The sequence below is a fragment of the Paenibacillus tuaregi genome (assembly GCF_900086655.1).
Lineage (GTDB): Bacteria > Bacillota > Bacilli > Paenibacillales > Paenibacillaceae > Fontibacillus > Fontibacillus tuaregi.
Window position 1 is genome coordinate 4,819,076 of the sequence record NZ_LT575476.1, and the last position, 15,206, is coordinate 4,834,281.

The 15,206-nt window shown below is 50.4% G+C and carries 10 protein-coding genes (1 of these 10 cut by a window edge); 1 reads left to right on the forward strand and 9 read right to left on the reverse strand.

Going from position 1 to position 15,206, the window contains the following annotated elements; translation table 11 throughout:
- From ligA to BN6628_RS21770, 5 genes are all read right to left on the reverse strand, one after another.
- A protein-coding gene (ligA, locus tag BN6628_RS21750) for an NAD-dependent DNA ligase LigA (protein WP_068620486.1) crosses the window boundary here: on the reverse strand, nt 1–1,212 show its 5' portion. Its footprint begins 801 nt before the window's first position; 1,212 of the gene's 2,013 nt are visible here — the first part of the coding sequence; it begins with the start codon at nt 1,210–1,212; its stop codon lies off the left edge, out of view.
- A gap of 147 nt (nt 1,213–1,359) precedes the next feature.
- Nucleotides 1,360–3,681, reverse strand: coding sequence for a DNA helicase PcrA (gene pcrA / locus BN6628_RS21755; RefSeq protein ID WP_392397651.1), 2,322 nt, complete (start codon nt 3,679–3,681; stop codon nt 1,360–1,362).
- Between the two features lie 480 nt (nt 3,682–4,161).
- On the reverse strand, nt 4,162–4,842 hold the full coding sequence (gene pcrB / locus BN6628_RS21760; protein ID WP_068620490.1) for a heptaprenylglyceryl phosphate synthase: 681 nt from the start codon (nt 4,840–4,842) through the stop codon (nt 4,162–4,164).
- A 327-nt stretch (nt 4,843–5,169) separates the two neighbouring features.
- Complete coding sequence (gene galU / locus BN6628_RS21765; protein WP_068620493.1) at nt 5,170–6,054, reverse strand: UTP--glucose-1-phosphate uridylyltransferase GalU; 885 nt, start codon at nt 6,052–6,054, stop codon at nt 5,170–5,172.
- Nucleotides 6,055–6,360: 306 nt separating this feature from the next.
- Complete coding sequence (locus BN6628_RS21770) at nt 6,361–7,089, reverse strand: hypothetical protein (protein WP_068620494.1); 729 nt, start codon at nt 7,087–7,089, stop codon at nt 6,361–6,363.
- Nucleotides 7,090–7,368: 279 nt separating this feature from the next.
- Between BN6628_RS21770 and BN6628_RS21775 the strand changes: the two genes are divergently transcribed.
- A complete protein-coding gene (locus BN6628_RS21775; RefSeq protein WP_068620496.1) occupies nt 7,369–7,584 on the forward strand; it encodes a hypothetical protein in 216 nt (71 codons plus the stop codon).
- A gap of 370 nt (nt 7,585–7,954) precedes the next feature.
- Here BN6628_RS21775 and BN6628_RS21780 read toward each other — a convergent pair whose 3' ends face one another.
- The 4 genes from BN6628_RS21780 to BN6628_RS21795 all read right to left on the reverse strand — a co-directional run bounded on the left by BN6628_RS21780 (nt 7,955) and on the right by BN6628_RS21795 (nt 15,170).
- Nucleotides 7,955–10,468 carry a U32 family peptidase gene (locus BN6628_RS21780; RefSeq protein ID WP_068620499.1) on the reverse strand — a complete coding sequence of 838 codons (2,514 nt, stop codon included), beginning with the start codon at nt 10,466–10,468 and terminating at the stop codon, nt 7,955–7,957.
- Between the two features lie 242 nt (nt 10,469–10,710).
- Entirely contained in the window at nt 10,711–12,606 is a 1,896-nt protein-coding gene (locus tag BN6628_RS21785; RefSeq protein WP_068620500.1) for a copper amine oxidase N-terminal domain-containing protein, read from the reverse strand.
- Nucleotides 12,607–12,888: 282 nt separating this feature from the next.
- Complete coding sequence (locus tag BN6628_RS21790; protein ID WP_068620501.1) at nt 12,889–14,106, reverse strand: S1C family serine protease; 1,218 nt, start codon at nt 14,104–14,106, stop codon at nt 12,889–12,891.
- A gap of 851 nt (nt 14,107–14,957) precedes the next feature.
- Nucleotides 14,958–15,170, reverse strand: coding sequence for a DUF2759 family protein (locus BN6628_RS21795; protein ID WP_068620503.1), 213 nt, complete (start codon nt 15,168–15,170; stop codon nt 14,958–14,960).
- Between the last annotated feature and the right edge of the window lie 36 nt (nt 15,171–15,206).

A 15,206-nucleotide genomic window follows, 5' to 3' on the forward strand; every position in this document is an offset into this window, starting at 1 on the left:
ATACACGATCTCCTGACCATCACTCTCTTCCGTAACCTTGCCGAGAATTTCGGGGATGACGTCGTTCGATCGGCGGATGAATACCCGTGTTCCGATGGCGAACTTCAAGTTCTTCCGCTCAATGTCCCCGACATTGTTCAGCGTACAGTTCTGTACAGTAACTCCAGCCAGCTCAACCGGCTCTACTTTGGCCAGCGGTGTTATTTTGCCCGTACGCCCTACATTCCACACCACAGACTCCAGAATCGTTGTTGTCTCTTCCGCTTCAAACTTGAAGGCAACCGCCCAGCGCGGGAACTTATCGGTATACCCGAGCACCTCGCGTGTGCGCATATCGGTGATTTTGACCACAGCTCCGTCAATCAGATAATCCAGGGAGCTGCGGCGCTCCTGAATCCGCTGAAGCTCCTCCATAACCAGATCAAAGCTGTCGAAGTAGGAAACGAACGGATTTACTTTGAAAAAATTGTTTTTGAGGAAGTCCATCATTTCTTTATGGTTGTCAAAACGGATGCCTTCCGCATAACCCACGTTATAGAAAAACGCACTGAGCTTGCGCTCCGCGGTGACTTTCGGGTTCAAGTTCCGCAGCGCGCCTGCGGCGGCATTGCGGGCATTCTTAAGCGGATCAGCACCGGATTCATTGTGAGCCGCCAGCACGGAAAGATTCATAATCCCTTCCCCTTGAACCTCGATGGTGCCCCCCGTGTAAGGAATTTTTAGCGGTACGGATTTGATCGTTTTGACCTGAGCCAGAATCCCTTCGCCCACAACCCCATTCCCCCGTGTAGAGGCTTGAACGAGCTTGCCGTCCGTATAAGTCAGGTTGAGAGTCAGCCCGTCAAACTTAAGCTCAACCACGTAGCTCGGTGCGGGAAGTGGAGATTCCGGATTCTTGGTATTATAATCAGCTACCAGCCGAAGCACCCGGTTATTCCAATTCTGCAGCTGTTCTTCATTCTGAGCTTTGTCCAGGCTCCATAGGGGGGTTAAATGACGGTGAGGCTTAAAGCCTTTAAGCAGCTCTCCACCTACACGCTGTGTTGGCGAGTCAGGCAGTGTAATCCCTGTCTCAGCTTCAAGTGCGACCAGCTTGTCATACAGGACGTCATACTCTTTGTCGCTGACGAGCGGCTTATCCAGCGTGTAGTAATGATAGTTATACTTGTTAAGCTCCTCTACCAGCTGCTCCATCGATTGCATCGGATCCATGCAGGGCAACCCTCCGTTTAAGATCATAATAATAGCATTAATACCAGCGCCAATGCGCTGTTCACCTGTGCTCGTGCAGTGAAGTGAGGACAGATACCTGTTCATTTAACCTTCTGGCCTTCAAAGTTATTCAGTAGTATGCGCGCCTTAAGCTTCTACTTTAGTAATCGGGGCAAAACCAGCAAGCAGACGCTTCAAGCCAACTGGAGCCGGAAAGGCAATCTGCAGTTCCATGTCATTGCCAGTACCCTTGACGGCCACGATCGTTCCGGTGCCCCATTTGCCATGGGCAACTTTGTCCCCGGCCTTGAAGTCAGTGGAGCCTGAGCCAGCTGGCTTAGGCTGAGCTGTTCCCGGAACACCGGTTGTCACGGTCACCCGGGTCGCCGAAGGAGCAGCCTTGGCTGTGCTGCCTTCCTGTCTGCGGCCGAAATTGCTGCCGCCGCTGCTGCTTCCAAAGCCCCGTCCTCCGTAAGCTCCGCCGTTATTGGCGCCGCGACGGTAGCGGTCACGCGCAATGTCGGTATCTTCCTTGTATTCATCCGGAATCTCATTCAGGAAGCGGGATGGCGGATTCGCTGTCGTCCGTCCGAACAAGGTCCGCATCTGTGCACAGCTAAGGAACAACTGCTCCTCGGCCCGGGTGATCCCCACATAAGCCAGGCGGCGTTCTTCCTCCAGCTCTTCCTCATCCAAGAAAGCCCGGCTGTGCGGGAACACCCCTTCTTCCATGCCGATGATGAAGACAACCGGGAACTCCAATCCCTTGGCACTGTGCATGGTCATAAGCACAACCGCATCGCTCTGCTCTTCCTCCTTGTCATTCATCGTGTCGATATCCGCGATGAGCGCCAGATCGGTGAGGAAGGAGACGAGGGACTTATCGTCGTTATTTTTCTCAAATTCCATCGTTACAGACAGAAACTCTTCAATATTCTCCAACCGGGAACGCGATTCAATCGTATTCTCATTCTGCAGCTCAAGGCGGTACTGCGTCATTTCCAGCAGCTTCTCTGTTAGTTCGGTAACGGAGAGATATTCAACCATACGGTGAAGATTGGCGATCATATCAAAAAAGTCGACCAAATTATTCCGCGTGCGCCCTGCAAAACCTAGATCATCGACGTACTCCAGCACCCGGTAAATGGACGTGCCCCGCTCCGCAGCAGCAGCGGCCAGCTTGGCTACGGTCGTATCCCCGATTCCACGCTTCGGTACATTGATTACCCGAGTCAAGCTAATATCATCGTCCGGGTTGGACAGCAGGCGCAGATAAGCCAAAATGTCCTTGATCTCTTTACGATCGTAGAACTTGATCCCCCCGACAATCTGGTAGGGGATATCCGACTTGATCAGAATTTCCTCGATGACCCGGGATTGGGCATTTGTCCGGTACAGAATGGCATGATGCCCATAGCTTTTATTCTGCTTAATATTCTTGTGAATTTCCGATGCGACAAAATAACCTTCGTCATGCTCCGAATCCCCGCGGTATACCTTGATCTTGGCTCCGCCTTCCTTGTCCGTCCACAGCTTCTTGGGCTTGCGGCCGGTATTGAGCCCAATCACTTCGTTCGCCGCATTCAGGATATTGGAGGTTGAGCGGTAGTTCTGCTCCAGCAGGATCGTTTTCGCCTCCGGATAGTCTTCCTCAAAGTTAAGGATATTGCTGATATCCGCTCCGCGCCAGCGGTAAATCGACTGGTCACTGTCTCCGACCACGCAGATGCGGTGATGGCTGTCCGCAAGCATTTTGCAGAGCATATATTGGGCCCGGTTCGTATCCTGGTACTCGTCCACGTGAATATATTGGAACTTACGCTGATAGAAGTCGAGCACCTCGGGAACTTCCTTGAACAGATCGATGGTCTTCATGATCAAGTCATCGAAATCCAAGGAGTTGTTGCTTCTAAGACGTTTCTGGTACATGGTATACACTTTGGCCACAATGCCTTCAAAATAATCGCCAATCTTCTGCTCGTACATTTGAGGGCTGACAAGTTCATTCTTGGCATTGCTGATCATGGCCTGAACCGCTTTAGGCTCAAACTTCTTCGGATCTACGTTCAGCTCCTTCATGCAGTTGCGGATCACCGACAGTTGATCCGTAGAATCCAATATTGAGAAATTCGAAGTATAACCAATGCGCTCGATATCCTTACGAAGAATGCGGACACACATGGAGTGGAAGGTGGATACCCAAATGTCCCTTCCTTCGGGTCCGACCAGCTTAGATACCCTATCCTGCATCTCTCTGGCGGCCTTGTTAGTGAACGTAATGGCCAGAATGCTCCAAGGTGGAGCCTTACGGGTAGCAATCAGGTAGGCAATCCGGTGTGTAAGCACCCGGGTCTTGCCACTGCCTGCGCCGGCCATGATCAGAAGCGGACCATCGGTAGTCAACGCGGCTTCCTTCTGCTGGGGATTTAGTTTGTTAATTGCTTGTTGTATGTCAATCATAGTGAACATCCTTTCGTTGGATCTTACCCTCCCAAACCCTCCCTAGAAGGGAGGGCCCCAAGGGCTCTGCCCTCTGGACACCCTGAAGGGGCGAAGGATATGGGCTGATAGGTACTTAGGGGCGGTTGCGGAATTGATCGCTTGCCGTCCCTATGGGACCCGCTTGACTGTGGTGTTGTTTAGATACTGAAAAGATGGATTGGTGTGATTAGGTACTGTATATAAAGTGAGATTGCTTGGATTAAGGAGCCGCTTTTCGTCCCTTCGGGACACGCTTTACCATGGTGCAGAGCACGTGAGAGTGACTGCGTGCTTCTCTGGTGCCACTGCGTGCTTGCTGCGCTCTCCCTGTGGGATTCGCTTACGGTTGTGCAGGGCATGTGGGAATGACTTCCCGCTTGGTTGGTGCTGCCTCGTGCTTGGAGCACTCTCCCTGCGGGATTCGCTTTACGGTGGTGCAGGATCATGGGTAACCGTTTCTTAATAGCTTTAATCTTTAACTGCTTTAACTGTTGCAAGTGCCGCCGCGAGGTCTGTATATATAATATTGCCGACGATGATCGTGTCGGCGGCTTCCGCAGCCTGTCGAGCAGTCTCTGTGTCACAGATTCCTCCGCCATAGAAAAGGCGAGAATTAGACAGGGAGCGGTGTACCGTCGAGACGAGCCCCATATCCCCGAACATCCCACTGTACTCAAGATAGACCACCGGAAGGGATAACAGCTTGTCCGCAGTCTGGGCAAAAGCTGTGCTCTCGGATGCCGACAATCCACATTCCGCCTCAGTCAGCTTGGCTGCCGTGCATTCGGAATTGAGAATAATATATCCCTCTGGAATAACAAGATCCCAAGGGATGATATAGCCATAACGTTCTACTGCCCGCCGATGATGGCCGATTAACCACTCCACACTGCGCGTATTGAGCACCATAGGAATCATGTACAAGTCAAATCCAGGGACCACCGCTTCGAGCTCGGAAATTTCCAGCACACAAGGTAATTCGTACTGCCGGACACGGGATAGGAGATCCACCGTATTCTCATAAGTCACCCCGCTCGATCCGCCAATCATAACGGCATCCGTGCCTGACAAGCACACGGCGTCCAAATCGGCATCCGAGATCATTTTGTCCGGATCAAGCTTGAAAACATGTCTCCACTGGTCTATCATTCGATTCAAACGAACTCCTCCAAAAAGCACCGCAATATGTGATTTCCACCTCAAAAAACGGAGCTTCAGACTGTGACCGCTCCGCCGGATATGAGTATAGGAAAATGGAACCCGCGGCTCCATTGTGCAACGTATTTTAACGCCTGATTCCAGTCTATGATACCCACGGGACAGTGTCAATGTTCGTATTTTAGGGGAACAGAAAAAGATGCAAATTCCGGTAAGATGGAACTGCATCTTTCATTAAAACAGGAAGTAAAAGTCTACAAGAACAGTGAATAGTTGCTCGTTTTGACGCAAATTTTATTGCAGCTGTTTAGCTGGGTCTTAGCGCGTTTCCCCTTCATTCAGGGCGGCAATCTGTTTAATGTAACGCAGCAGAGGCTCCCTCAAATCCTCCTGCTGAAGCGCATAATGAATCGTGGATTCGATAAAGCCCAGCTTATCCCCCACATCATGACGGAGCCCTTCAAATTGATATGCCAAAACACGCTCCGTTTCCCCAAGACGGGATATCGCATCGGTTAATTGAATTTCACCATTGATTCCCACATGCTGCTTCTCCAACTCCTCAAATATATTAGGCGTAAGAATATATCTGCCCATTACAGCCAGCCTGGAAGGCGCCTGCTCGGGGGCCGGCTTCTCCACAAGGCGAAGGGCCCGGAAGATGCGGTTCTCCAACTCAAGGGGGTCAACGATCCCATATTTGGATACCTGATCTTCGGGAACAGGCTGGACCCCAACTACGGGACTCCCGTACTTCTCATACACCTGAATCATTTGTTTAAGACACGGCACTTCCGATTGCACAATGTCATCCCCAAGCAGTACAGCAAAAGGCTCGTCTCCGATAAATTTCCGTGCGCACCAAATGGCGTGTCCAAGTCCTCTTGGCTCTTTCTGCCGGATGTAATGGATATCCGCCATATCCGAAGGCCTTCTGACCTCCTCCAGGAGATCCCATTTACCTTGGCTGGATAATCTATTCTCAAGCTCAAAAGAGTTATCAAAGTGATCTTCGATTGCCCTCTTCCCTTTTCCTGTAACAATGATGATATCTTCTATTCCAGAAGCCACTGCTTCTTCAATAATATATTGAATGGTTGGTTTGTTCACGATGGGCAGCATTTCTTTGGGCATCGCTTTAGTTGCGGGCAAAAACCGGGTTCCCAGTCCAGCAGCCGGAATAATCGCTTTACGAATCTTCATATTTTTCTTCTCCTTAGCTAAGATCAACTCTCTGGCACAAGCTGTAAGGGCTGTGAGTTCGGCTATATATATTTAAACCGCCCAACTTGGATGATGAGCGGTTGTAGTGGTAACAAACTTATTAATATGCATTCTTATTAATGAAGCCGTCACGAAGGGTTTTGAAGATGATTTTATCAAATCCAGTATACGGTAAAAAGGTCACCGAGTCGAGAATGCCTAAACGAACCCTCGATCCATATCAGGCCTAACAAAAAAGCCATCTGCTGATGGCGTTTTTTACCGTAAGTCCGAATGTGAAACCTATCACCCCAAAAACGCAAACCACTGCTGCACCAGCTCCCACGCCCCTTTGTTCCATTTCAGCAGATTGGTCATATACCCAAATCTATCTGCATGATACAGTCCACTAACCCCCTGAAGGGCCATCAGCTCATAGGTGCCGTCCCGGTCCAGGTCAATCGGATACAAGCCGCTGAGCGGATCGGCGAAGCCCTGAACCGGCTTTTTCAAGGTACCGTTCGGATTGTAGATTTGATTTAAATACTCCTCACCCCGCGAGGCAATATCTACGGTGTAGGTTTTATCCGCCCCAGGGCTGCTGACACGCAGCAGATAGTTGTCTAAATAATCTACGGTATAGTTCCACATCTGATTATACTTTTCCGAATCAAAAATCAAATTCATCTGTCCACCTGCGAAGGTATAGAGGTAGTCAAATGTTGTCGCCCCCGACCCTCCTGAGTCTATCCTTATAAGAATGTCATCTACTTTATCTCCCGTAAAATCACCTAGAAGCAAAGTAGGCTGATACCCAGCGTTATTTTCGGGTTGTACCCGAAATGTGCGGCGGTCTCCCCAGCTGTGCACCACAAGCGTAATTCCGGTGACATACGGGCTGTCCGCAGTGACCCTCCCAGTTAAAATCACAGTATCCGGGACACCGTCCCCGGTAACATCCCCGATCTTCTGGTCCAGCACCTGATCTGAGCCGACAGGCCTGAGTCCAGGTAAGGGACTATAGCTTGTATTCATAGGCGGATTCCCCTTGCATTGATTTTGCATTTAATATATGACCGGGCGGATGCAGGGGTGACTTATATTAGATCAAATCAAGAGCCTGGTTCCAACAACCAGGTCCTGTACTTAAAGGCAGTCTGTCTATAGATATAGTTCAGCCCCAGGCCCCAGAGCTGCCGGGATAGGAGCTGGGCTGTATAATAAACCTGTTTATAGTATGAATAGTAATATAATGGATGAAGAGTGCAGAGACGTTATATGAGGAAAATATTTATTAAAAGGAGAGGAGTAAAGGTGAAAAATAAATTCGAATTTACTGCGGTCGTCTTAATAGGCAATGGCGAGTTAACAGACGACTTTACCGTTGATCTTGCTAAAATGGTTGACCGACTGACCGCACAGATGGAGGTCGCCAAGAATGCGCTGCAGACCATTGCGGAGAGCTCAGCACCAGGTAACGAGGTATCCAAGACTATTGCCGCAAAAGCTCTAGAAGCGATTGCCGAGTAGGTATATCCTTGCTCGATTCGATAATTATACTAAAATTCTGATGATGGATCATTTCACCACAAGTTGTATAAAAGGCATTGGAGATGGCAAAAACGGCCCCCAGAAATTTCAGGCTGACCTAAACAATAAGAAGCCGCCCTCAACCAGGGCGGCTTCTAACCATATTCTCTCATGGTTATATTTAATTATGAACCAAGGAAAGGATAAGCCAACCTTCCCTAACCTATTTCTCAATCCAGACGATTATTGTCCAAGATCCAACAGATAACCGACAACCCGCGCCATAAGGGCGGGCCAGGCATCGAACCGCGCAGATCACGCACCGTATGCACCAGGACAAGGCCAATGCCGCTGTCCGGTATTCCCTCTGTTACTTCACCAGCTGTCCACGGGTAACCCCCAGCTGGTTGGTTGCCTTCAGCTGCTTCCATACCTGGGTGCCGCTGATCTCGCCGCGCAGTGCGCGAGTGTACAGATCAATGACTTCCAACACCTGCTCTGGCGTCTCTTCCAGGAACTCCACGCGGTAGCTCGGTACCCCGGCTTCCATGAAGTGGTTCAGATACTCAGCCCCTGACTGCTCGATCGCATTGTATACCGTATTGCGGCAGCCCTCGTCCACCCGCACCGGGTGGGACATGCCGATCCGGTCCTGAAGCGATGCCCGGTGCTCTTCACATGGACGCCCACAGTTCGTATAATCCGTACCTTCGCTGAGGAACGTGCAGTATACGCAGTGCTCGGTATGGAACATCGGCAGATGCTGATGAATGACAATTTCCATCTCCGCCGTCCGGCTCTTGCCGAGAAGATCAACCATCTGCTGAATGTTCAGGTCGTAAGATGGAGTGACCCGGTCAACGCCTGCTTCAAGGAACAATTCAACCGCTTTATGATTCGCAATGTTCAAGGAGAAGTCGCCGATCAGCATCGGCTGAGGCGCATCCGGGTTCTCCAGCCGGTGGCGCAGGTAATAATAAAGCGCACCGGTGTTGCGCACCAGCACCGCGTCGGGCTGAAGACGCAGGATGTTGTTATGGTAGCCGTTCTCGCCAGGCATATGAATGCGCGGCGTAGCCAGCGCAATCGGCTTGCCTGCCTTGCGGGCGGCTTCCACCGCTGCCGGGAACTGCTTGATGAACTCGAAGTCGGCGTAAATCATATCCACGCCGGTCTTCAGGGCAGCCTGCACCTGCTCCAGGCTGCGGCACAGCGCGGTCAGCTTCGCCTGACCGCGGGCAACCGGCTGCGCAGGCTTCGCCGCGTCGCCGTAAATCTCTACCGCCCGTTTCACATACACGGGCGGCTTCGGACGCTCGCCTGCGAGCAGCTCCACCGCGCGGCGGCGGATGCTGTTCAGCTCGCGGATGGGCACGATCACGTCGCCATGCAGCTCCGTATCCAGCTCTTCGAGCTGGAACACCGTGCCGCCGAGGCGGCCGAGCTGCTCTTCCAGCAGCTCGTGGTCCATCGGGCGCTTCTGAGCGACTTCCAGCTCCAGCTCCGAGTCCACCCGGACGGTAGTGCCTTTCTGCACGTCCGTCCAGAACGTGACGAGCGGCTGACCCGCATGCCCGATGGCCCGGACACGGACCGGGAACACCCGATACGGCTTCTCCGTCTCAAAAGTCTGACGCATCCGCTTGTCCAATGCCGGGTCACTCGTCTTCCAGATGCGGTCCCCGACGTGCAGCTTGCGCAGATCCACATCATTGCGGCCGGGTACAATGTCAATAATCCAGCCTTCACCGGCTTCTCCTTCGATCTTAACGCCCTTGCGGCGCAGATCGTAGACGCGCCCGCCCTCTTCCTTCTTCGTAGGGTCTCCGGCGTCAAATACAATTCCGTCGCCGCGTTTCAGCGGCGCATCCAGACGGCATACCACGCCGTCTCTCAAGATCTGCTCGACCCGGCCGAGATATACCCCGCGGCTCTTTGGAAAAGTCCCTTCCACCAGCTTCTTGTTGTTCGTACCTTCCAGGAAGCCGTGGGTGAATCCACGCGAGAAGCTCTGCTGAAGCTCACGAATCTCCTCCTTGGAGATGCGCTCCTTGTTCCCTTCGAAATACAGATCAATGGCCTTGCGGTATTTGCTCACCACGTTAGCCACATATTCCGGACTCTTCATACGCCCTTCGATTTTGAACGAGGTTACGCCCGCTTCTATCAGCTCAGGCATAATATCAACGGCAGCCAAGTCCTTAGGGGACAGCAGATAAGCCACATCCCCCATCGGCTTCTGCTCGCCGTCCACCATCAGATCATAAGGCAGGCGGCAGGCCTGAGCGCATTCCCCACGATTCGCCGAGCGTCCGCCCCACATTTCAGAGGTAAGACACTGCCCAGAGTAAGACACACAGAGTGCCCCGTGGACAAACACTTCCATCGGAAGCTTCGCCTGCTCACCGATCTTCTGAATTTGCTTGAGATTGTTCTCACGCCCAAGCACAACCCGCTCCATATTGAACGGCTTGGTGAATTCGACCGCTTCCGGCGAGGTGATCGTCATTTGTGTTGATCCGTGAATCGGGAAGTCCGGGGAGATTTCGCGGATCATTTTGACCAGACCCAAATCCTGCACGATAACTGCATCCACACCCGCATCAATACAGGCTTCAATCAATTCCTTGGCATCCGCTAACTCATCCTCAAAAACAAGGATGTTGAAGGTCAGGAACCCTTTAACCCCATAGCTGTGCAGATATCCCATGATCTCGGGCAGCTCCGCCATGCGGAAATTGTTGGCCCGCGCCCGGGCATTAAACTTCTCCACCCCGAAAAAGATCGCATCGGCCCCGTTGGCCACGGCCGCACGCATACAGTCCCAATCGCCGGCAGGAGCCAGAAGCTCCACGTCTTGTCTTGTTATTGCTGTACTGCTCATTTATGTCCTCCCGGATCGGATGAGACCGATCAGATATATTTTAAGTGTAACCCTCTATCCTGAATCTTAATTCAAAGCCGCTTTAACTAGTATAGTTTATCAGAATTTAGAGCAATGCTCTAGCGAAAAGAAAGAAATTGGCATCATTATTTTCATTTTCAAGGATGCTGTCTTAGGCCTTGGCAAAAAAGAAAGCTCTACAGAGATTTCACTCTCATGCAGAGCTTTTTGCTTAGCACCTATTACTTCGTCCATCCAAAAGATTCAACCGTCTTCTGCAGCGCCGCTTTCTGCTCCGCCGTCCGGTTCGAATCATTTATTACGGAAGTGATCCGGTAGGCTGTGCCATCCCGGCTGAATAGAATCAGCTGCTTCGATTTGGGTACGCCCCCTTCAGTCTGATGGATGCGGAACACCGTTGCCGGAACACCAACAAAAGTCACTTTATCCACACCTTCCAGAACAAAGTCCTTATTGCTCTGGGCAGCTTCATTATAATAGCTCCGCAGCTGGGAAACCCTCAGGTCCGGGTCGCTAGCCGGCTCAGTTTCAATCTTGAAGCTCCCGCCGGTGAACTGGTATTCTGCCCCGGATTGCTCATAACGCTCACTAAGGCTTCGCCAATACAAAGGAATGGATACCGAATAGTGGTAGCTGCCCGAAGCTTTCATGACACTCTTAGCCAGGTCAGATTGGAAGCGCCGGTTCTCCAGATTGCCGAAATAATTGGTGTTCCCCTCAAAATCAATATCCAGGGAGGAGAGAATAGATTTGAAAGTATCTTGTCCGCCCTCCTGTGGTATCGGAGCCGTATACTCCAGCAGATACCTGTACCCCCCGTTAATCAGCAATGCCCGCTTCAACTGCCTCCAGCCATCACCGTAGTTATATTCCGCTTCCTGAAGCAGTCCTTTCTCCCCGGCCGCCTCAGTAGAAGATTTACTCTTGAATTGATAAGCTTCCGGGATAAACTTCTGTTTGTCCTGTCCGGTCAGCTGATCTGCCCAGCTCTCCAATGTTAAACCCTTGGGTGCCGATGAGATATAGACTGCCAGGGATTCCCCATTCTTTCCGGTATAGGTCATTTGACTGGAGTCTGCGCTCCAACCCGCCGGAATCAGCAGCGATATTCCATATTCCTCATTCACGGCTTCAATCATTCCATTCTTGACGTTGGAAACATCCTTAATGGTTGTATCCGAAGGATCGAAGCCGGGCCGGAATGAATCCAGAAAGGCATCATAGTCCTTGAGGTCTTTGTAGGATTTGGCTGTCTGGGATAGCAGATACAAGGTGTAAATGCGCTTATTTCCGTAGTAAGCTCGTCCTTCCCACAGCGAACCGTCTTTATCCGACGAAATGATGCGGGCATAAGGGACCGGGGCTGCCGGAAAAGTGCTCTGATCAAGCACCGTCTCCCCACTATTCCGGGAACTCGTAAGCAGCACATCCATAAGTGTATCCGTATCGGCCTCCTTTGCCAAAAGATCCCCGGCATGGACCTCTACATAGTATGCATCTCCGCTATCCGAAAAGGTCGTCACACTCTCATCCGTGCTGCTGCCCAGGATTAGATCTTGCGGATAATCGAGACTCCATCCGTAATAACTGCTGCCAACTCGGGTCTTGCCCGAATCTGTGTTGATATTTCCTTCATCGCCGGAATCAGCTTGTTCGCCATCTTGAAGGCTTACCGTAATTTGACCCTTCCCGCTGGTTGTAACCTTTGCTCCTATCCCGTTCGCAATCAGACGAAGGGGCGCCATCAGGGTATTTTGCAGCATCGCGGGAGCAGCTTCAGATCTATATTTCCGACCGTCTATCCATATAATCGGGCTGCCTACTGCCAACGTGACTTTGTGGCCGTTCTGCTGCAGCGTGACCTCGTTCCCGTCCCGCATTTTGATATCGGCTCCAAACGCCTTCTTAAATACCCCCAGTGGAACCATCGTTACCCCATGAATTTGGTAAGGCTGCACAATGGACTGGGCGGAGCCATTGATCTGCGCATTCTTGCTTCCTACAGTGATTTGCAGTTCCAGGGACTTTCCGGCATAGGCCGTCAAGGATAGACCTGACATTCCTAGCAGAAGGGCAAGTATAAGAGAAACCGCGCCCGTTTTTTGTAGAATTTTCATAATTGAAGAATCAACCTCTTCCCATGAATACTTAATAAAATGAGCTATATAAAATGAACTTATGAAGTTACCCCTTTCGGCGCTGCGATTCCGAGTGTTCTTACGACCGCTGCTGTCTCCGAAATGCTTGGACTAAATACCCAATGGGGCATTTTGGAGAAAAGGAGGACGCTCCGCTTCTTCAGAACCACTCGGGATCGAAGCTGAGAGAGGTTAATTTTTAAAGTTCGTTTTATACTTTACCTTGAACCACTTGTTTCCTAGCCTTCTACTAGTGTTTAATCATTCCTGATCGTCTATAGACTGGTCCTCACCCTCCTCAGATGTACTGGCACCGCTAAGTGAACCGGAGTCTTTGGACAGAACCAGCTTCCGGGTGACAATATCGCCCCCCGATTCCAGCCACAGCGTGACCGTCTGACCAGGGCTGTAAGACTTGAGAAGCTCGTTCAAATCCACAACGGATGAGACCTTCCTGCCATCCAGCCTGTAGAGAACATCCCCTTTCTGAAGCCCGGCTTTTTGGGCCTCCGCAGAGTGGACATTCTTCACTGTCATTGGCTCATCCCCAGGCAATCCAACAACAGCCGACCAACTCTCTTCAAGTTCTACGCCAAGGGAAGGACGGTTGACCGTCCCATACTCGAACAGTTGATCAACCACATACTGCACCGTATTCACCGGAATGGAAAAGCCCATGTTTTCAACCCCGATGGCTTCAAATTTCATGGAATTTATTCCGATGACCTCACCCTTCATATTCAGCAGCGGTCCCCCGCTGTTTCCCGGATTGATCGCCGTATCCGTCTGGATTAACCGATAAGCCGCATTCACTGCACGGTTAACTCCACTGACAATTCCTTGTGTTGCCGAGTTCCGCAGGGAGAAAGAGATCGGGGTTCCAAGCGCGATAACCTTCTCTCCGACAACGGTACTTCGCGAAGCCGGAGCGAACTTGGCCGGGTGCAGTGACTTTGCGTTTATTTTGATTAGGGCAATATCGCTGACTTCATCTACATAAGATTCCGCAATGCTGTAAGACTTGCCGTCCGCCGTTACTACAAGCGCATTCGCAAGTCCCTGTACCACATGTGTATTTGTTACAATCCAACCGTCTGAGCGGATAATCACACCGGTTCCATGGGCAAGATCATAGCGGCTGTCCCCTTGACTCTTATTTGCCTGTTCGCTCGCTTTTCCAATGATCCCTACTACAGAAGGGGAAACCTTCTGTATAATTTGAGGAACTGGGTCCACTTGTGTGGTTACTGTAGCTCGGGCAGAATTTGAGCTTGCTTTTGAGTTTGCACTTGAGTTTGATTTTGAACTTGGGTTTGATTTTACCTTCACTGTCTGAATAGAATCGGCCTTCACCTTACTGGATACTCCCTTGCTTGTTAAAGGGCTGGAGGATGCTCCCGCAGGTACTGCAATCCCGCTGCCTAACCCCAATACCACCCCAAACAGCAGCCCTGCCGCTACTTTACCTTTCAATTCCATATGCTTGTCCGCCCCTCTCTTTCTATAACGCCTAAATGAATCAAACTGACTCCCTATCTTACCTATAAGTGAACAATTGAAATAGAGAAAATAGGCTATATAAAATGAACTTAAGAAGATTGCCTTTTGGGCGCTGCGATGCCGAGTGTTCTTACGACCACGGTTATATCCGAAATGCTTGAACTATATAAGTTGAACTATGAATTTACAGGTAGGGCAGCCGTGTGAAATGTTCTTCCGATCGCTGTTGTGCCCAGATTTCTTGATTAAATTTATTAAGGTAGAAGTCCGGTCACAAAGGCGAACGCTTCGCTTCTCCAGAATCATTTCACACTATTGCCTATTAGCAATTCTTAAGTTCAACTTATATAGATACCCAGTGGGGCATTTGGGAGACAAAGGCGGACGCTCCGTTTCTTCAGAATCCCTCGTCCTCTCCGCCAAGATCGGTAATTCTAAAGTTCATTTTTTATACAGTACACAGGGCACCTAATCGAACCTCGTTTCTTAAGCTTATTTCATATAGTACGAACAATATTCCTAGGATTCGCTGTTCTTCATAGATTCTTATTATCGATAACGATAACAGATAGAATTACTCTCCAAGGCAGCCTCTGTCATATCTACGGAGGCGTATTACGGCCATATTGATGTCCTTTTCTTTAGTTCATCTTATGGAATCTATCATTTTGGAACGTTTTGGTAGAAATACTGTAGCACAGTTCCAGCCCCTTCACAATTGACCGGAGGAGGGATTTTTTGCGGATATCCTTAAACGAAAAAACACCCCGCCCGCAACAGCAGACGAAGTGTTTCTAACCATGTTGATTATTCAGAAGTTGACTTGGTTCTTAGCTGAACCAGGCCTTGATCATCGCAAAGTCGGTTGCCAGGAACACGAGCAGGCTGATAATTCCGAAACCGATTGCAAAGAAGTTTTTGTCACGGGCTTTGATCAGGCGGAAAACCCCGATAACAATCAGAATAGTAAACAGCAGCATAAAAATATCAAACATGTTAAAGGTAGTTGTTGTTTCTCCCGGTTCTATCGCAAGCAACCTCATGCTGGAGACCTCCTCTGAATTCACAAAATTTACACA